Origin of the sequence: Natronospira elongata (genome assembly GCF_034931365.1) — a bacterium.
Lineage (GTDB): Bacteria > Pseudomonadota > Gammaproteobacteria > Natronospirales > Natronospiraceae > Natronospira > Natronospira elongata.
This window is the reverse complement of sequence record NZ_JAYGII010000018.1, coordinates 34,003-51,756: the sequence shown is the minus strand read 5'-3', so window position 1 is coordinate 51,756 and position 17,754 is coordinate 34,003. Positions and strand designations below refer to the sequence as shown.

Annotated in this window: 16 protein-coding genes; 4 read left to right on the top strand and 12 right to left on the bottom strand. The window is 63.4% G+C overall.

Annotated elements, in window-relative coordinates:
- Positions 1-15: 15 nt before the first annotated feature.
- From VCB98_RS09245 to VCB98_RS09230, 4 genes are all read right to left on the bottom strand, one after another.
- The gene (locus tag VCB98_RS09245; RefSeq protein ID WP_346051964.1) at positions 16-501 is read right to left on the bottom strand and encodes a regulatory protein RecX; all 486 of its coding nucleotides are present in this window, start codon (positions 499-501) and stop codon (positions 16-18) included.
- A gap of 69 nt (positions 502-570) precedes the next feature.
- Positions 571-1,617: a recombinase RecA gene (gene recA, locus VCB98_RS09240; protein ID WP_346051973.1), complete on the bottom strand. Its 1,047-nt coding sequence runs from the start codon at positions 1,615-1,617 to the stop codon at positions 571-573.
- Between the two features lie 248 nt (positions 1,618-1,865).
- A complete protein-coding gene (gene thpR / locus VCB98_RS09235) occupies positions 1,866-2,399 on the bottom strand; it encodes an RNA 2',3'-cyclic phosphodiesterase (protein WP_346051963.1) in 534 nt (177 codons plus the stop codon).
- Between the two features lie 4 nt (positions 2,400-2,403).
- On the bottom strand, positions 2,404-2,925 hold the full coding sequence (locus tag VCB98_RS09230; protein ID WP_406672926.1) for a CinA family protein: 522 nt from the start codon (positions 2,923-2,925) through the stop codon (positions 2,404-2,406).
- A gap of 159 nt (positions 2,926-3,084) precedes the next feature.
- Between VCB98_RS09230 and mutS the strand changes: the two genes are divergently transcribed.
- On the top strand, positions 3,085-5,694 hold the full coding sequence (gene mutS, locus VCB98_RS09225) for a DNA mismatch repair protein MutS (protein WP_346051961.1): 2,610 nt from the start codon (positions 3,085-3,087) through the stop codon (positions 5,692-5,694).
- Here mutS and VCB98_RS09220 read toward each other — a convergent pair.
- From VCB98_RS09220 to VCB98_RS09205, 4 genes are all read right to left on the bottom strand, one after another.
- A complete protein-coding gene (locus VCB98_RS09220; RefSeq protein WP_346051960.1) occupies positions 5,680-6,438 on the bottom strand; it encodes a DUF3429 family protein in 759 nt (252 codons plus the stop codon). The genes mutS and VCB98_RS09220 overlap by 15 nt on opposite strands.
- A gap of 29 nt (positions 6,439-6,467) precedes the next feature.
- Entirely contained in the window at positions 6,468-7,133 is a 666-nt protein-coding gene (locus VCB98_RS09215; protein WP_346051959.1) for an alpha/beta hydrolase, read from the bottom strand.
- 774 nt (positions 7,134-7,907) lie between these two features.
- Entirely contained in the window at positions 7,908-8,351 is a 444-nt protein-coding gene (gene nudB / locus VCB98_RS09210; RefSeq protein ID WP_346051958.1) for a dihydroneopterin triphosphate diphosphatase, read from the bottom strand.
- Positions 8,352-8,362: 11 nt separating this feature from the next.
- Positions 8,363-9,229, bottom strand: coding sequence for an SDR family NAD(P)-dependent oxidoreductase (locus VCB98_RS09205; protein ID WP_346051957.1), 867 nt, complete (start codon positions 9,227-9,229; stop codon positions 8,363-8,365).
- Between the two features lie 250 nt (positions 9,230-9,479).
- Here VCB98_RS09205 and VCB98_RS09200 point away from each other — a divergent pair, with 250 nt between their 5' ends.
- From VCB98_RS09200 to aspS, 3 genes are all read left to right on the top strand, one after another.
- The gene (locus tag VCB98_RS09200; RefSeq protein ID WP_346051955.1) at positions 9,480-9,779 is read left to right on the top strand and encodes an FmdB family zinc ribbon protein; all 300 of its coding nucleotides are present in this window, start codon (positions 9,480-9,482) and stop codon (positions 9,777-9,779) included.
- Positions 9,776-10,474: a DUF502 domain-containing protein gene (locus tag VCB98_RS09195; RefSeq protein WP_406672048.1), complete on the top strand. Its 699-nt coding sequence runs from the start codon at positions 9,776-9,778 to the stop codon at positions 10,472-10,474. The genes VCB98_RS09200 and VCB98_RS09195 overlap by 4 nt, the downstream gene beginning before the upstream one ends.
- A 243-nt stretch (positions 10,475-10,717) precedes the next feature.
- The gene (gene aspS / locus VCB98_RS09190) at positions 10,718-12,511 is read left to right on the top strand and encodes an aspartate--tRNA ligase (protein WP_346051954.1); all 1,794 of its coding nucleotides are present in this window, start codon (positions 10,718-10,720) and stop codon (positions 12,509-12,511) included.
- A 269-nt stretch (positions 12,512-12,780) separates the two neighbouring features.
- Here aspS and mrtJ read toward each other — a convergent pair whose 3' ends face one another.
- The 4 genes from mrtJ to rluD all read right to left on the bottom strand — a co-directional run bounded on the left by mrtJ (position 12,781) and on the right by rluD (position 17,704).
- A complete protein-coding gene (gene mrtJ / locus VCB98_RS09185) occupies positions 12,781-13,266 on the bottom strand; it encodes a JDVT-CTERM system glutamic-type intramembrane protease MrtJ (protein WP_346051953.1) in 486 nt (161 codons plus the stop codon).
- Positions 13,263-15,866 carry an ATP-dependent chaperone ClpB gene (gene clpB / locus VCB98_RS09180; RefSeq protein ID WP_346051971.1) on the bottom strand — a complete coding sequence of 868 codons (2,604 nt, stop codon included), beginning with the start codon at positions 15,864-15,866 and terminating at the stop codon, positions 13,263-13,265. Before clpB ends, mrtJ begins: the two co-directional genes overlap by 4 nt.
- Positions 15,867-15,983: 117 nt before the next feature.
- Positions 15,984-16,739, bottom strand: coding sequence for a peptidoglycan editing factor PgeF (gene pgeF / locus VCB98_RS09175; RefSeq protein ID WP_346051951.1), 756 nt, complete (start codon positions 16,737-16,739; stop codon positions 15,984-15,986).
- Positions 16,736-17,704, bottom strand: coding sequence for a 23S rRNA pseudouridine(1911/1915/1917) synthase RluD (gene rluD / locus VCB98_RS09170; protein WP_346051950.1), 969 nt, complete (start codon positions 17,702-17,704; stop codon positions 16,736-16,738). The genes pgeF and rluD overlap by 4 nt, the downstream gene beginning before the upstream one ends.
- Positions 17,705-17,754 lie beyond the last annotated feature (50 nt).

The following is a 17,754-nucleotide window of genomic DNA, read 5'->3' as shown; positions in this document are numbered from 1 at the left end:
GCAATTGATCCCAGTTCATTCCAGCCCGAGTTCAGCCGGGTCGACGTCGAGGGCGGTGCGGACGTGGTCGGCGGCGAAGCCGCGCTGGGCGAGGAAGCGGGCCTGGCGGGCCTTTTCTTCCAGCGCGGCGGGGCGTTCCTCGCCGAAACGGCGCTGGCGGACACTGGCGGCCAGGCGACTGAAATCGCAGTCGGCCTCGGCCAGGCCACGATCGATCAGGGCGCCATCCACGCCCCGCTGCATGAGTTCGGCGCGAATCTTGAGGGGTCCCGAGCCGCGGTCAATGCGGCTGCGGACAAAGTGCTCCACGAAACGAGATTCGTCCAGATAACCCAGCTCTTCCAGACGGGCAAGGACCGCTTCTCGGGTCTCGCTGCCATATCCCTTGCGGCTCAGGCGCTGGGCCAGTTCCTGGCGGGCATATTCCCGGCGTGAGAGGAGACGGACAGCGAAGGCCGTGGCCTTGTCGACACTATCCTGGCTGTCGTTGGGCTCGGCCATGAGAATCGGCAAACCGTGAGGGAATGACGAAAGGATGGGCCGGCTGCAATCAGCCGGCCCACTCGCTTATCAGGCTTCCGCCTGCTTTTCCTGTTCTTGGTCCTGCGACTCTTCCGCCTGTTTCTTCTGCGGCAGCAGCTTCTCGCGCAGGACCGTCTCGATCTCCTCGGCAATCTCAGGATTGTCCCGGAGGAACTGGCGGGCGTTGTCCTTGCCCTGCCCGATGCGATCGCCCTTGTAGCTGTACCAGGCACCGGCCTTGTCCACCAGGCCATGGGCCACGCCCAGATCGATGATCTCGCCGTGCCGGGAAATGCCCTGGCCGTAGAGGATTTCGAACTCGGCCTGCTTGAAGGGCGGGGCCACCTTGTTCTTGACCACCTTCACCCGGGTGTCGTTGCCGAGCACTTCGTCGCCCTTCTTGATGGCGCCAATGCGGCGAATGTCGAGGCGCACGGAAGAGTAGAACTTGAGGGCATTACCGCCGGTGGTCGTCTCGGGACTGCCGAACATGACGCCGATCTTCATGCGAATCTGGTTAATGAAGACCACCAGGGTGCCGGAGCGCTTGATGTTGGCGGTGAGCTTGCGCAGCGCCTGGGACATGAGGCGAGCCTGGAGCCCCACATGGGAGTCGCCCATCTCGCCTTCGATTTCGGCCTTGGGCGTGAGCGCGGCCACCGAGTCAACGATCACCACGTCCACCGCACCGGAGCGCACCAGCATGTCGGCGATTTCCAGGGCCTGTTCACCGGTGTCCGGCTGGGAAACCAGCAGATCGTCCAGGTTCACGCCCAGCTTTTCGGCGTATTCCGGGTCGAGGGCGTGCTCGGCATCGACAAATGCCGCCGTGCCGCCCTTGCGCTGGCATTCGGCGATAACGTGCAGGGTGAGGGTCGTCTTGCCCGATGATTCCGGACCGTAGATCTCGGCAATCCGGCCGCGCGGCAGGCCGCCCACGCCCAGGGCCACGTCCAGGCCCAGGGAGCCGGTGGATACAGCCGGAATATCCCGCATGTGGGCGCCATCGCCCATGCGCATCACGGAGCCCTTGCCGAATTGCTTCTCGATCTGGCCAAGGGCGGCGGCCAGCGCCTTTTTCCTGTTCTCGTCCATCAAAACCCCCATGAGCTTTTCCGCTGTCGGCCCCCGTTACACGGTCGGGGCCAGGGTGAGAGGTGATTCGGGGCAGCATTATCCCATTGCCCGGGCCGGCCCTGAAAGATCAAATCGCGCCCGTTCGGCGGATCATCCTGTCAGTACCGGCCGACAACCCCTGTCGGTCGGGCGAAGTGTACATCCATACAGTAGTCTTTGCCAGTCCCGGATCAATGGGAAGCGCGAATGAATTAATCAGAGGTTCCCTAATCAGAAGTGGCCAGGTCCCACTCCCGCACGACTTCGTACTCGGAATGCCGGCCTCCCAGCTCGGAGCGGACCAGCACGAAGCGGGTGACGGCCCAGCGGACGGGTTCGATTGAGGGTAATTCGGTGACCTGAGTGACCCCCCGGCCAATGGTGACGTGAGGACGCCAGGGCCGGCTGCGGAACTCAAAGCCCTCGCCGCCCAATTCGGTATTGAGATCGGCAAGCAGACCCAGCAGCGGGTCCGGCACATCCTGGCAGGCAAGCCATAGCACGCGAGTCTCGCTCCAGTGCCCGGCGTGATCCACCACCAGTTCGATATCCCGCTTGCGAACGCGGCCGGCGGCCCGTTCCGCCCGGCGCCAGTCATCGATATCCAGACTGCCGAGAAAACGCAAAGTAATGTGGAAATTTTCGGCCGGCACCGATTTGCCATCCACGGCGGCAGCCTGGACGCCTTCGGCCTGCCGGAACAGCGCCTGACGGGTCAATTCATCCGGCCAGAGCGCAAAAAACAGTCGTTCGGAACTCAATGGATCAACTCCCTTCTTCGAGCTGCGGGATGGATTCGATCAAGCCACGCAGCCCTTCGGCAACACTGGCCCGGCGAATGGCCTCACGGTCGCCGCTGAAATAATGTGTCCAGGCCTGACTGTCATTGCGATCCGCAAGACCGAAGCAGACCATGCCCACGGGTTTCTCATCACTGCCCCCATCCGGGCCGGCAACACCGCTCACGGCCAGGGCAAGTTCAGTGCCGGCCGCGCGGCGGGCACCGCGGGCCATGGCCGTGACCACCGCTTCGGACACCGCACCATGGCTTTCCAGCAATGTCGCCGAAACGCCCAGCATGTCCTGTTTGGCACTGTTCGAGTAGCTCACCCAGCCCCGTTCGAACCAGGCAGAACTGCCCGCCACATCAGTGAGACACTTGGCCAGCCAACCGCCGGTACAGGACTCAGCCAGGACAAGCCGCCAACCACAGGCAAGCAGACGCTGACCCAGGTTGTCCGCCAGGGTCCGCAGTTGCTGATCATCCGGAGCTTTGTACTGACTCATGGCGTTGGATAGTAACGGAAAGCGGCGCCGCTGGCGAAACTCTGCCAACTTTCGGGACCAAGCTTGCGACTCGGCCGCCTTCACAATACGATGCCCGGCCCGAAGCACGCCTTCGGAACCCGTGATTTCTTCCAGTCTTTCGGACCGCAGGACCAGGGCATGAGCGAAGACCGATTCGCCGGACATACCCCCATGATGCGCCAGTACCTGCAGGTAAAGGCGGACTATCCGGACATCCTGCTGTTCTACCGCATGGGCGATTTCTACGAGCTGTTCTTCGACGATGCGCGCCGCGCCGCCGAGCTGCTCGACATCACCCTGACCAAGCGCGGCGAATCCAAGGGCCAGCCCATCCCCATGGCCGGTGTGCCCTACCACTCGGCGGAGAGTTACCTGGCCCGCCTGGTCAGGCTCGGTGAATCGATCGCGATCTGCGAGCAGGTCGGTGACCCGGCCAAGAGCAAGGGCCCGGTGGAACGCAAGGTGGTGCGCATCATCACGCCGGGCACCGTCACCGACGAAGCCTTGCTGGAAGAAAGACGGGATAATCTCCTTTGCGCCTTGCATCAGGAAGAGGACAACTGGGGGCTGGCGGCCCTGGACCTGAGCAGCGGGCGATTCACCCTCCAGGAAGGCCAGGGCCGGGAGGGCTTGCTGGCCGAGCTGGAGCGGCTCAATCCAGCGGAACTGCTGCTGGATGAAGACCAGCGCGGCGATGCCGCCATCGGACGACGTCAGGGGATCAAGGCCCGCCCGCCCTGGCATTTCGATGCCGGTAACGGTCGCCAACTCCTGTGTGAGCAGTTGGCGGTGCGGGATCTGTCCGGATTCGACTGCGAGGACCGCCCCCTGGCGGTGGCGGCCGCCGGGGCGCTGATGATCTATGTGCGCGAGACCCAGCGCACTGCCCTGCCCCATATCCGAGGACTGAAGCTGGAGCGCCGGGACGAGAGCGTGATCATGGACGCCGCCACCCGGCGCAATCTGGAAATCGATCGCAGTCTCGGCGGCCGTGACCAGCACACCCTGGCCGGCGTCTTCGACCGCAGTGCCACCCCCATGGGCAGCCGTCTGCTACGCCGGTGGCTGCACCGCCCCCTGCGCGATCACGCTACCCTGCGCGGGCGCTATCAGGCCATCGACACCCTGCTGACCGGACAGCATCATCCGGGCCTTGCGGAGACCCTGCGCGGCATCGGTGACGTGGAAAGAATCCTGGCCCGGGTTGCGCTCTGCTCGGCCCGGCCCCGTGATCTATCCCGCCTGCGCGACAGTCTTGCCCGAGTCCCGGCCCTGCGTGAAGAACTTGCCAGACTGGACTCGCCCCTGCTCAAGCAACTGGCCGAGGACCTGGGCGACCCCATGCCCGTGGTCCGACTGCTGGAACTGGCCATCATCGACAACCCGCCGGTGGTCATCCGCGATGGCGGGGTCATCGCCGAGGGCTTCGACGAAGAGCTCGACGAGCTAAGGCGACTGTCGGGCAATGCCGACGGCTATCTTCAGGAACTGGAATCCCGGGAACGGCAACGCACCGGCATCAGCACCCTCAAGGTGGGCTACAACCGGGTCCATGGTTACTACATCGAGGTCAGCCGCGCCCAGTCCGATTCAGTCCCCACCGAATACCAGCGTCGCCAGACCCTCAAGGCCGCCGAGCGCTACATCACCCCGGAGCTGAAGTCCTTCGAGGACAAGGTACTCAGTGCCCGTGAGCGGGCCCTGGCCCGGGAAAAGGCCCTCTACGAACAGCTATTGCGGGATCTGCTGGATGAATTGGCGGACATGCAATCCACCGCCGCTGCCCTGGCTGAACTGGATGTGCTGACCTGTCTGGCGGAGCGGGCGGAAACCCTGAATCTGGTCATGCCCGAACTCAGCGACTCGCCGCGACTGGAGATTCGCAATGGCCGTCATCCGGTGGTGGAACAGGTAATCGAGGATGCCTTCGTCCCCAATGATCTCAATCTCGATGATGACCGCCGCCTGCTGGTCATCACCGGGCCCAACATGGGTGGCAAGTCCACCTATATGCGTCAGGTGGCGCTGATCACCATCCTTGCCCATGTGGGCAGCTTTGTCCCTGCGGACAAGGCCATGCTGGGGCCGGTCGACCGGATCTTTACCCGTATCGGTGCCTCCGACGACCTGGCCGGGGGCCAGTCCACCTTCATGGTGGAAATGAGCGAAACCGCCAATATCCTCAACAATGCCAGCGAACAGAGTCTGGTGCTGATGGACGAAATCGGGCGCGGCACCAGCACCTATGACGGGGTTTCCCTGGCGCGGGCAACGGCGGAATACATCGCCCGCGAGATCGGCGCCAGAACCCTGTTCGCCACCCACTACTTCGAACTCACGGAGCTGCCCGAGCAGCTGCCGGCCTGCGCCAATGTGCACCTGGACGCCACCGAACACGGCGACAAGCTGGTCTTCCTCCACCAGGTGCGCGAAGGCCCTGCCAACCAGAGCTATGGCCTGCAGGTGGCTGCCCTGGCCGGCGTGCCCGGCTCGGTCATCGAAGCTGCCCGCCGGCACCTGACGAAACTGGAGCAGGGCCAGGTCGCGGCCGGGCAGCCGCAGCTGGGGCTGTTTCAAGCGCCACCCAAAGGCAAACCGGAGAAGCAGGAAGCCCGGCACAATGAAGCCCCGGTCAACGAAACGGCCGAGCAGCTTCATGAGCAATTAAAGGCCATCAACCCGGATGAGCTGACACCGAAGCAGGCCCTGGACCGACTCTACGAGCTGCAAAAACTATTGGATGAATAAAAGACTGAGCAGCAGCAGGCCCGCCACCGTCCAGCTGAGGTTTCGGCGCACGGCCTGATACCAGCCGGCATAAGCCAGGCGCGCCGAGATGCGGTACTCATACAGCCACCACAGGACAAAACCGGCGATCAACAACATCAGCCCTGGACTGCTGGGCAGAAGCAGACTCAACCAGGCGAGCAAGGCCGGCAGTACCGCGGCAAGAAAATCACCTTTTCCCAGCCCTCTACCACCCGCCAAGCCCATGCCCCAATGGGTGGCACCGAGAAAGCTGAGAATGACGGCGCCATAGGCCAGTTGCCACTGAATGAAGAAACCCTCGCCCAAACCCACTGGCAACGTGATGCCTGCGGCCAACAGCAGCAGGCCCAGGGCCCCGGCGAGGAACGGCAACAGGCCGGCATAGGCCAATATCTCAACCCATCGCCTGGCATGGTTTACCTCCCCATAGGGCTGACCCTCATCGCGCTTGAGATAATCTTCAATGCCCCCGATGAACTGCCCCTCCACGAAGACCTGGGGCAGGGTCGTCTGCCCGGTCAGGGTCTTGAGATACTGGAAGCGTTCCCGCATGGCCGCATCAGCCATGCCCATGCGAATCTCGCGATAAGGTTCACCCCGTTGCTCGGCCGCCCGCTGCAACAGACCGGTCTCTGTCAGATTGGAGCAGAAGGCAACCACTCTGGCGCTCCTCGCTGCCTCCCGAATTGCTGACTCATGCTCTGCCTGATCATGCTCCGACATGCTGGATACTCCCGGTGGGCTGCATTGCATCAATCATCATGGGGTGAATGATAAAAGCGAGACTCGCGCAGAAAGTGAACAATCTGATCAGCCACCTGGCGGGACATGATCATGCTGGTATGGCTGACATCGAGCTGGATACGATCCCGGGCGCCATGGATATGGGTTTCACGCACGGCCACGGTGCCGTCATGGGGCTCGGGCAGATCACTCAGGGCAGTCCCCACGCCGATGCCCCGAGTGCCGGCGATAATGCCCAGCTCATTGTCCCAGGGCCATTCCGCTTCGTCTTCATGGAGCAGACCTTCCTGGCCACTGCGACCGAGGATCACTTCGCCCAGTCGGATCGATGCGGTGGCCCGGGCGGCCTGGCTGCCACGCACCGGGGAACCCATGAAGACAACCTTGCCATTGACCACCGGGCCGAAACGCTGGAACAGTCTCAGGGTCAGCAGACCGCCCAGGCTGTGGGCCACCAGGTGCACCCGAACATTGTCCACTTCCTCCAACCAGTCCCGCAGGCTTTCGGCGTTCTCGTCCAGACTACCCGCGAGGGTCCGATAGGAGAATCGCTCGGTCTCGTAACCGGCCTGGCTGACCCTTCGGCGCAGGAAATACAGTTCCATGCCTGTCATCCACAGGCCATGTATGAACACCACGGTTTCCGCCGGCCCCGGGCCGTCCTGCCTTGCCATTGATCGATCCTTGAAAGCTCAATTTGAGTTATGAAAGCTCTGACATACAGAGTGCCACAGGCGTGGGGGGATGGGGATGGTGTGTTCCTTGGTTCGGTGGGCTTCGATCACGGCAGCCCCCTTCGATGAGGGCAGTCCCTTTCGATGCTGGTGACGGGGGGTTCCGGTCTTGGCCGGTGGCTTCGATGGGATTAGGCCCTTTCGATGCCGGTGACAGAGACGCGTCCCGGCCTTGGGGCCGACAGGGCTTTCCAAGGACGCCGTGAATCCGTCCCTGGGGGCTCTGGGTTCGCCATCCTGGCTCACACAGCCTTGGAAAGCCCTGTCGGCCCCAAGGCCTACCTTTGGTGGGGGTCACCTGGGCCGTGCTTGCTGATGGCGTATTCTGATATCTGAGTAGATTGGCTTCGATTTGGCCGCTGAAATCGCGGATAAATCCGCTCCCACAGCGGCTTCGGCATAAGCTATAGGCACCGTGGGAGCGAATTTATTCGCGATCAAAAGCCTCCGGATGGCACCAAGGCATAAGCCTGAACCAAACCCTCCGTTAGCACGGCCCAGGTGGCCACCACCAAGAGTAGGCTTTGGTACTGGTGGGCTTGATCAGGGCTGTGTGAGGCGGGATGCCGAACCCAGAGCGTACAGGGATGTATCCAGGGCGTCCCTGATCAAGCCCAGCAGTACCAAAGCCGGAACGCACTCTGCCACCGACAACAAAAGGCACTCCCCCATCGAAGTCACCCGCAAGAACCACCGGGTATCGGACAAATGATGCTATCCCACCCGCATGGGCAGCACCTGCAGCAGGGCCCGGCGGTTGGTCCAGGAGCTGAGGGCATTGAGGGCGCGGTCAAAGGGAAGCCATTGCCAGCTGACATGCTCATCCGGGCGGAGCTGGATCGGTACACGGCCAGGCGCCTGCCAGCAGAAAACAGTTTCGTGATTCGTTTCAGTGCCAGGTGGAAAGCGGTCGCGCCAGGCCGGGTGGATCTCGAACTCGGCCGTCAGGCCGCAGTCCACCGGCGCCGGATCAGGATCCAGGCCGGTCTCTTCGCGCAGTTCACGGGCCGCCGCGGCATGAGCCGACTCACCCCATTCAAGACTGCCCGTCACTGATTGAAAGAAGGCCGCCGGCTTACGCCGCTCAAGCACTAGGACCTCGGCATCCGGGGTATAAACCAGCACCAGCACTGACTTCGGACGCTTGAAGGCACTCACCGGGAGAGTCCCTAGACTCGCCGCATGACCCGATCCATCAGGGACGTGGGCAGAATCCGGCGCAGAAAGGCCAGGGTATAAGCCGGGGTGGTGACATAGTACCGGGGCTTGGGACGCGGCGACTCGATGGCCTTGACCAGTCGGCGCAGGACGGCGGCCGGCGTGGAGGTGCCGGGCATCTTGTGATCCGGGTCCGCCGCCCGGCGTTCCATGCGGTCATATTGCTCGGCATGCACCGAGCCGCGCAGATTGATGAAGCGCTTGGCATTGGCCAGCGCACTGGCACGGAAGCGGGATTCCACCGGGCCGGGGTTGATGGTCACCACCCGAATGCCGCTGTCCGCCAGTTCCATGCGCAGGGTGTCGGTAAAGCCTTCCAGGGCGAACTTGCTGGCGTTGTAGCTTCCCAGCCAGGGCGCAGCCACCAGGCCGAGCATGGAACTGAGCATCACGATGCGGCCCTGACCATGCTCACGCATCATCGGTATCACCCGATTGGTCAATTCCATGGTGCCGAAGACATTCGCTTCGAACTGGGCGCGCATGGCGGCACGGGAAAGGTCTTCCACCGCACCGGGCAAAGCAAAGGCCCCGTTGTTCACCAGGGCATCGATCCGACCATCGGTGGCCTCCATGACCTGGTCCACGGCAACGGTGATCGACAGGGAATCGTTCAGATCCAGTTGCAGGGCCTCGAATCCGGCCCGCTCCAACCGATGGACGTCCAGGGTCCGCCGAGCGGTGGCAAACACTCGCCAACCACGATCCCTCAGCAGCTGCGCGGCCGCTTCGCCGATCCCGCTGGAACAGCCGGTGATCAGAGCGGTGCGCTGAGACTGCCCGTCTTCACGACGAACCATGGCCTGGCTTTTCTGCATGCCTGTCATCCCCCGGCATATTGTTGTTGACTGTGACAGGCGCATATTAACGCGTTCGGGCCTCGGAATCCGACCCCAAGGACCCGATTCCCGGACATTGGCGGCGGCAGAGGCTATAATCCCGCGCTGGCGGGGCCGGATACCGCGACCGCATCGAGGGCGCCCGTGGGCTTGGAATCGAAATATCTGACCCCAGATTTTTGCCTGGCACGTCCGCCACCCCTGTCCGTCATCGTTAGAGGTAAAGAGCATGCCGATCTACGAATATCGCTGTCAGGCCTGTGGCCATGAACTGGAAGCCCTGCAGAAGATGAGCGAGGACCCCCTCACCCGCTGCCCGGAATGTGAGCAGGACAGTCTCAATCGCCTGGTTTCCGCCGCCGCTTTCCGCCTCTCCGGTTCCGGCTGGTACGAGACCGACTTCAAGAAGGGCAACAAGCGGAATATTGCCGGTGATAGCGAAAAGAGCGGCGGCAAGGAAAAGAAAGCGGATAAATCCTCCAGCCCGGATAAGTCCTCCAGCCAGGGCAAGGCGGCTCAACCCGCATGACGTCAGGGCCGGACAATCAGCCCGGCCTGATCACCCGCCTGCGGCGTTACTTTGTCGCCGGCATCCTGGTCCTGGTGCCGGTGGGCGTGACCATTTTTGCCCTGCGCTTTCTGGTCAACCTGCTGGACCGCTCCCTGACGCTGCTGCCGGAAGCCATCCAGCCCGAACAATTGCTCGGTTTCGCCATCCCCGGGCTGGGCATTGTCCTCAGCCTGGTGGTGCTGATCCTCACCGGCATGCTCGCGGCCAATTTCTTCGGCCGTAAACTGGTGGAAATCGGGGAGCGCATTCTGGACCGCATCCCGGTGGTCCGCTCCATCTACTACGGCAGCAAGCAGATTGCCGAGACCATGTTCTCGGGCCAAAGCGACGCCTTCCGCAAACCGGTCCTGATCCCCTACCCCCACGAGCGATCCTGGGCTCTGGCCTTTGTCACCAACAACGACCTGGGTGAGATCCAGTATCGGACCGGGATCGATGTGGTCGGCGTCTATGTGCCCACCACCCCCAACCCCACCTCCGGCTTCAATCTCATGATCCCCCGCGAGGATGTCATCGAGTTGGACATGACCGTGGACGAGGCCCTGCGCATGATCATCTCCCTGGGCGTGGTGGTGCCCGTCTGGGACCCGAACGGCCACACCGTGGCCAAGGCGGTCGAAGCGGAGGCAAAAAAGCTGCCGGGGAAGGACTGAAAGACGGCCTCGCGCAAAGCGCGCCAAGGACGCAAAGAAAGAACATTGCGTCTCTGCGCGAGATCAGCCTTTCCTTAGCGCGCTTTGCGCGAGGCAATTTGCTTGGGGGCTCCCCCGCAACTTGCGGTAAACCCGCGCAAATCGTAAGATTCCCGCCTTTCGGGCCCCTCCGGCGCCCTGGGCGCCCCGTTTCCCGACAGACCGAATCCATCTCACCCACACGAGAAAGCGGGAGCAACGCTGATGCGTTCCCATTATTGCGGAAAAGTTGATGAATCCCTCCTGGATCAGGAAGTTACCGTATGCGGCTGGGTCAATCGCCGGCGCGACCACGGGGGCGTGATCTTTGTTGACTTGCGCGACCGGGAAGGTCTGCTGCAGGTGGTGTTCGACCCCGACCGGGCAGAGGTCTTCGAGACCGCCGAGCGCCTGCGCAGCGAATTCGTGATCCGCGTGCGCGGCCGGGTGCGCCGTCGCCCCGAAGGGACCACCAATGACAAGCTGCCCACCGGCCAGGTGGAAGTGCTGGGTCTGGAACTGGAGGTCCTGAACAAGGCCGAAACCCCGCCCTTCCATCAGGACGAGCACGATGTGGGTGAAGACCTGCGCCTCAAGTACCGCTACGTGGACATGCGTCGCGAGCACATGCAGCGCAAGCTCAAGCTGCGCGCCCAGGTCACCTCGGCCATGCGCCGTCACCTGGACGAGCAGGGCTTTCTTGATGTGGAAACCCCCATGCTGACCCGCGCCACCCCGGAAGGTGCACGCGACTATGTGGTGCCCAGCCGCACCCATCCGGGCCAGTTCTTTGCCCTGCCCCAGTCGCCGCAGCTGTTCAAGCAGTTGCTGATGATGTCCGGCGTGGACCGCTACTATCAGATCGTGCGCTGCTTCCGTGACGAGGACCTGCGCGCCGACCGCCAGCCGGAGTTCACCCAGCTCGACATGGAGATGAGCTTCATGTCCGAAGAGCAGATCATGGAGCTGGTGGAAGGCCTGATCCGCTCCCTGTTCAAGGATGTGATGGGCGTGGAGCTGGAGAACCCCTTCCCGCGCATGCCTTATGCCGAAGCCATGCGCCGCTTCGGCTCCGACAAGCCCGACCTGCGGATTCCGCTGGAACTGGTGGACGTCGCCGATCTGGTGGCCGATGCCGAGTTCAAGGTGTTCTCGGGCCCGGCCGCCGACAAGAACGGTCGCGTGGCCGCCCTGCGCCTGCCCAAGGGGGGCGAGCTGACCCGCAAGGAAATCGACGGCTACACCGAGTTCGTGGGTCGTTATGGCGCCAAGGGTCTGGCCTACATCAAGGTCAATGACCCCAGCCAGGGCCGCGAGGGTCTGCAGTCGCCCATTCTCAAGTTCCTCTCCGACGAGGCCGTCGCCGGCATTCTGGAACGCACGGCTGCCGAAGCCGGCGACCTGATCTTCTTCGGCGCCGACAAGGCCACCGTGGTCAATGACGCCCTGGGCGCCCTGCGCGTGAAGCTGGGCAAGGACCGTGGCCTGGTGGCCGACGGCTGGCGGCCGTTGTGGGTGGTGGACTTCCCCATGTTCGAATACGACGAGGGCGACAAGCGCTGGTATTCCCTGCACCACCCCTTCACCGCACCGCGGGTGGAAAACGCCGAGGCACTGAAGAGCGCCAAGCCGGAAGAGCTGATCTCCCGCGCCTACGACATGGTGCTCAACGGCTCGGAAATCGGTGGCGGCTCCGTCCGTATCCACGACACCGAAATGCAATCGGCGGTCTTCGATTATCTGGGGATCAGCGAGGAAGAAGCGGAAGAAAAGTTCGGCTTCCTGCTCGAGGCCCTCAAGTACGGCTGCCCGCCCCATGGCGGCATCGCCTTCGGCCTGGATCGTCTGGTCATGCTCATGGCCGGTGCCGACAGCATCCGCGAAGTGATCGCCTTCCCCAAGACCCAGACCGCCGCCTGCCTGCTCACCGACGCCCCCGGCACGGTGGACAACAAGCAGCTGCGTGACCTGGGCATTCGCCTGCGCAAGACCGTCCAGGATGGCGAGGCGAAGGAATAAGGGCGGCCTCGCGCGAAGACGCAAAGAAAAGAGGATATTTTTCGCGCAGAGACGCGGAGACGCAGAGAAAGGTTTTTTGGGTAGGGGGTGTGGTGGAGCCGTGAGAGGCTTCGGCCTAGACGGTGCCACCGGGTGACAGCAATCGAGGCTAAAGCCTCTCCTACAACAAAATGAATTGCTTTTCCTTTGCGCCTTCGCGTCTTTGCGCGAGGCTAGCCTTTAGCTTTGCGCCCTTGGCGTGCTTGGCGCGAGGCAATGCTTCCGCTTTTTCATCCCCAGAAGAACCACACCGCCCCGAAGTTGTAGACCACATGCAGCAGGATGGGTGTGCCCAGGGTATCGTGGCGTTCCCGGAAGTAGCCAAAGACCAGTGAGGGGAAGAACACCAGGGCCGCCCACAGCGGCGGCTGGTGAATCAGGTGCAGTGCCGCGAAACAGAGACTGGTGATTACATTGGCCAGGCTCAGAATCCCCCAGGTCTTGCGGCTCAGAGACGCCAGCCAGTCCTGCAACATGCCCCGAAAGACGATCTCCTCCAGCACCGGATAGACCAGCACCGGCATCAGAAACAGCCAGGGTTCACTCAGGGGCCACAGCCAGTCATCGGTAGGAACCAGCAGGAAAAGCATGACGGTCCAGGCCATCGGCCCGGCCGCAAGGGCCAGGCCGAGGACCGGGTCCGTCCACTGGATGCCGCCGAAGCGAAATCGATAGACCGGCTGCCAGCGCAGCCTGTTCAGCCAGCGGCGACTCAATGGACCGCCGCTTCTTTCGGTGCCTGCTCCTGAGCGGAGAAGCTGAACGCCTCGCCATCCACATCCACCCAGATGGTGTCATCGGGCCCGAACTCGCCAGCAAGAATCCGCTCGGCCAGCGGGTTCTCGATGCGCTGCTGAATGGCCCGCTTCAGTGGGCGGGCACCATAGACCGGATCAAAGCCGGCCTCGCCGAGACGATCCAGGGCCGCCTCGCTGATCTCCAGCTGCATGTCGCGCTCAGCCAGCCGTGCCCGCAGTTGGGCCAACTGGATGTTGGCAATGTCACGGATCTGTTCACGACCCAGGGCGTGGAAGACCACCACATCGTCGATGCGGTTGATGAATTCGGGCCGGAAATGCTGACCGACCACCTCCATCACCGCTGACTTCATCTCCTGGTAATCGCTGTCCTGGGTGAAGCCCTGGATTTCCTGTGATCCCAGATTGGAGGTCATCACCACCACGGTGTTGCGGAAATCCACGGTACGACCCTGGCCATCGGTCAGACGACCATCGTCCAGCACCTGCAGCAGGATGTTGAAGACATCCGGGTGGGCCTTTTCCACCTCGTCCAGCAGGATCACCGAATAGGGTCGGCGGCGGACCTTCTCGGTCAGTTGCCCGCCTTCGTCATAGCCTACATAGCCGGGGGGTGCGCCCACCAGACGGGCCACGGAATGCTTTTCCATGTATTCCGACATGTCGATGCGAACCATGGCCTCTTCGGTGTCGAACAGAAAGTTCGCCAGGGACTTGCACAGTTCGGTCTTGCCCACCCCGGTGGGACCCAAAAAGAGGAAGGAGCCATTGGGCCGATGGGGGTCGGAGATACCGGCCCGGGAACGGCGAATGGCGTTGGACACCACCTTCAATGCCTCGTCCTGGCCCACCACCCGCTCGCGCAGGGCGTCTTCCATCTTCAGCAACTTCTCCTTTTCCGACTCCAGCATCTTGGCCACCGGAATGCCCGTCCAGCGGGAAACCACTTCGGCCACTTCCTCGTCGGTCACGCGGTTGCGCAGGAGTTTTGTTTCAGCACTCTGTTCACTGTCACTGGATTCCGCAAGCTTCTTTTCCAGTTCGGGAATCTGACCGTACTGAATTTCCGACATCCTCCCCAGATCGCCGGCTCGGCGGGCTGCCTCCAGTTCGGTGCGAGCCCGGTCCAGCTCCTCCTTGATGTGCGTGGCGCCCTGAACCGTGGCTTTTTCGGCTTGCCAGATCTCATCAAGATCGGCGTACTGACGTTCCAGCTCCCCGATCTCCTCATTGAGATTGTCCAGCCGACGCCGGGAGGCTTCGTCCTTTTCCTTCTTTAGGGCCTCGCGCTCAATCTTGAGCTGGATAAGCCGTCGGTCCAGACGATCCATTTCCTCCGGCTTGGAGTCGATCTCCATGCGGATGCGGCTGGCGGCCTCGTCGATCAGGTCGATGGCCTTGTCCGGCAGTTGCCGATCGGTGATATAGCGATGGGACAGGGCAGCGGCGGCGACAATGGCCGGGTCGGTAATCTCCACCCCGTGGTGGACCTCGTAACGCTCCTTGAGGCCACGGAGAATGGCCACGGTATCCTGCTCGCTGGGTTCATCCACCAGCACCTTCTGGAAACGACGTTCCAGGGCGGCGTCCTTCTCGATGTACTTGCGATACTCATCCAGGGTGGTGGCACCCACGCAGTGCAACTCGCCGCGGGCCAGGGCCGGCTTGAGCATGTTGCCGGCGTCCATAGAGCCCTCGGCCTTGCCGGCGCCCACCATGGTGTGGATCTCGTCGATGAACAGGATCACCCGGCCCTCTTCCTGGGCCAGTTCCTTGAGCACGGCCTTGAGCCGTTCCTCGAAATCGCCGCGGTACTTGGCCCCGGCCAGGAGGGCCCCCATGTCCAGGGACAGGACGCGCTTGTCCTTGAGACCTTCGGGGACCTCACCGTTGACGATGCGCTGGGCCAGGCCCTCGACAATAGCAGTCTTGCCCACGCCGGGCTCACCGATCAGCACCGGATTGTTCTTGGTGCGCCGCTGCAGCACCTGCACGGTGCGGCGGATTTCCTCGTCACGACCGATCACCGGGTCGAGCTTGCCCTGCTCGGCCCGCTCGGTGATGTCGATGGTGTATTTCTCCAGGGCCTGGCGCTGGTCCTCGGCATTCGGATCGTCCACGTTCTGGCCACCACGCACCTCTTCAATGGCCTTGTCGATGGCCCCTTTGACCGCGCCACAGTCGCGCAGAATGGCCCCGAGATCCCCCTTCTCATCCACCGCGGCGAGCAGGAACAGCTCGCTGGAGATGTAGCTGTCACCCCGCTTCTGGGCCAGCTTGTCGCACTGGTTCAACAGGCGCATGAAATTCTGGGAAGGGTGCACCTCGGCCTCGGCGCCGGACACCGTGGGCAGACGATCAAGGGCCTCGCCCAGGCTGGAGCGCAGGCGATTGATTTCCACACCTGCCTTGTCCAGCAGCGGACGCAGGCCGCCACCGTCCTGATCCAGCATGGCCAGCATGAGATGCACCGGCTCCATGAACTGGTGGTCCCGGCCGAGGGCCAGGGACTGGGCATCCGACAACGCCATCTGGAATTTGCTCGTCAATTTGTCCATTCGCATGGGTCTTGCTCCCAAAGATTACTCAACTGCCTTCTACATTGGTGGCATTTGCCGCGTATTCAAGCAGCTTGCCCACAGAAGCGACCGCAGTTGTGCGCGAATGGCGGCGGATCAGGCCTCGGGTTCGATCCAGATAAGACTGGCCATGCGACCGCAGGGGGCCTGGCGGCGGTGGGAGAAAAAGCGCGCCGGATCACTCCAGGTGCAGAGACCGTCACCGCCGACGCTGGCGACTCCGAGTGCCTCCAGACGCCGCCGGGCGAGCGCGGGCAGATCCGCCCGCCAGTGCTCGGGGCCATCGGCCTGAAAGGCAGCTTCGGCCTCCGGGTCCCTGGCGACAAAGGCTTCACGAACCTCTTCACCGACCTGAAAGGCGGCGGGCCCGATCGCCGGCCCCAGCCAGGCATGGAGCGCACTGGCCGGCCCGGGCATGGCGGCCACCGTCGCCTCGATCACCCCCTCGGCCAGCCCTCGCCAGCCGGCATGGGCCAGCCCCACCCATCGCCCTGCTTCATGGGCCAGAAACACCGGCAGACAATCCGCGGTCAGGATGGCGCAGACCCGGCCGGGCCGGTCGGTCCAGGCCGCATCTGCCGGGGCCTCGGGGGCGGCGCCCGACAGGTAGAGGACATGGCGGCCATGGACCTGATCCAGCCATTGCGGCTCGGCGGGCAAGCCGGCTGCCTGGCGGACAACCGAGCGATTGGCCGCCACATGCCGAGGCTGATCACCCACGTGGGCACCAAGATTGAGCCCCCGCCAGGGGCCTTCACTGGACCCGGGCAGCCCGGGATGATGCCGTTGCGTGGTCAGGGCCCGCACAGGCCCGGACACCGGCCAGTCGGGGTGCAGGAAGACGCCGCTCATGAGCCCCGGGCCTCGGTATCCTGGCGCAGCACATCGAGCAGGGCCTGCATGTCCTCGGGGGGATCCGCCTGCACGCTGATCCGCTCTCCCGTCACTGGATGGTGCAGCGAGAGCGCGGTGGCGTGCAGCGCCTGCCTGCGAAAGCCGCGCAGGGCCTCCGCCAATGCCTCCGTCGCGCCCCGGGGAATGGCCAGACGCCGGCCATAGACCGGATCACCGATGATGGGATGGCGGATATGGGCCATGTGGACCCGGATCTGATGGGTACGGCCGGTCTCGAGCTTCACCCGCAGCAGGCTATGGTGCGCAAAGCGTTCAGCCACCCGGTAATGGGTGACCGCCTCGCGACCACCGTCACGCACCGCCATGCGCTTGCGATCCACCGGATGGCGGGCGATCGACGCCCGCACCGTACCCCCGGCCGGCATGCTGCCCACCACCACGGCCAGATACTCCCGGCTGATCTCTCTTGCCTGCATGGCCTCGGTCAGCACCACATGGGCGCGATTGCTGCGGGCGATCACCAGCAGCCCACTGGTGTCCTTGTCCAGGCGGTGGATCAGACCATGCCGCGGCACGGCGCTCAGCTCCGGGAAATGATGCAGCAGGGCGTTTTCCAGGGTGCCGTCCGGATTGCCGGCGCCCGGGTGGACCACCAGCCCCGGGGGCTTGTCGATGATGATCAGCTCTTCGTCGGCATGACGAACATTCAGTGGCAGGGCCTGGGCAGTCACCCGGCTGGGCTGGGGTGTCGGCTCCGCGCTCAGGCTGACCGTCTGACCGGCGACCACGGCCTCACGGGGCCGGCACTGGCCCCCGTCCAGCAACACTTCACCACGCTCGATGAGCTGTTTGAGGCGACTGCGGGAATATTCCGGGAACATGCGTGCCAGGGCGCGATCAAAGCGTTCACCGGCGAGTTCCTCGGGTACCTGGGCCTCTCTGTCGGGGTCATGGTGGGACAATCTTTCTCTCTCCTTGCACCTGTTCAAGCCCGGAATCCAGGCAATATTTG

What these genes read in the sequence shown, in the direction of transcription:
- clpB (WP_346051971.1), bottom strand. Translation starts at nt 15,866, where the DNA reads ATGGACAAATTGACGAGCAAATTCCAGATGGCGTTGTCGGATGCCCAG.
- VCB98_RS09220 (WP_346051960.1), bottom strand. Translation starts at nt 6,438, where the DNA reads ATGTCGGAGCATGATCAGGCAGAGCATGAGTCAGCAATTCGGGAGGCA.
- aspS (WP_346051954.1), top strand. Translation starts at nt 10,718, where the DNA reads ATGCGTTCCCATTATTGCGGAAAAGTTGATGAATCCCTCCTGGATCAG.
- VCB98_RS09245 (WP_346051964.1), bottom strand. Translation starts at nt 501, where the DNA reads ATGGCCGAGCCCAACGACAGCCAGGATAGTGTCGACAAGGCCACGGCC.
- pgeF (WP_346051951.1), bottom strand. Translation starts at nt 16,739, where the DNA reads ATGAGCGGCGTCTTCCTGCACCCCGACTGGCCGGTGTCCGGGCCTGTG.
- VCB98_RS09195 (WP_406672048.1), top strand. Translation starts at nt 9,776, where the DNA reads ATGACGTCAGGGCCGGACAATCAGCCCGGCCTGATCACCCGCCTGCGG.
- VCB98_RS09200 (WP_346051955.1), top strand. Translation starts at nt 9,480, where the DNA reads ATGCCGATCTACGAATATCGCTGTCAGGCCTGTGGCCATGAACTGGAA.
- VCB98_RS09230 (WP_406672926.1), bottom strand. Translation starts at nt 2,925, where the DNA reads ATGAGTCAGTACAAAGCTCCGGATGATCAGCAACTGCGGACCCTGGCG.
- VCB98_RS09205 (WP_346051957.1), bottom strand. Translation starts at nt 9,229, where the DNA reads ATGCAGAAAAGCCAGGCCATGGTTCGTCGTGAAGACGGGCAGTCTCAG.
- recA (WP_346051973.1), bottom strand. Translation starts at nt 1,617, where the DNA reads ATGGACGAGAACAGGAAAAAGGCGCTGGCCGCCGCCCTTGGCCAGATC.
- VCB98_RS09215 (WP_346051959.1), bottom strand. Translation starts at nt 7,133, where the DNA reads ATGGCAAGGCAGGACGGCCCGGGGCCGGCGGAAACCGTGGTGTTCATA.
- mutS (WP_346051961.1), top strand. Translation starts at nt 3,085, where the DNA reads ATGAGCGAAGACCGATTCGCCGGACATACCCCCATGATGCGCCAGTAC.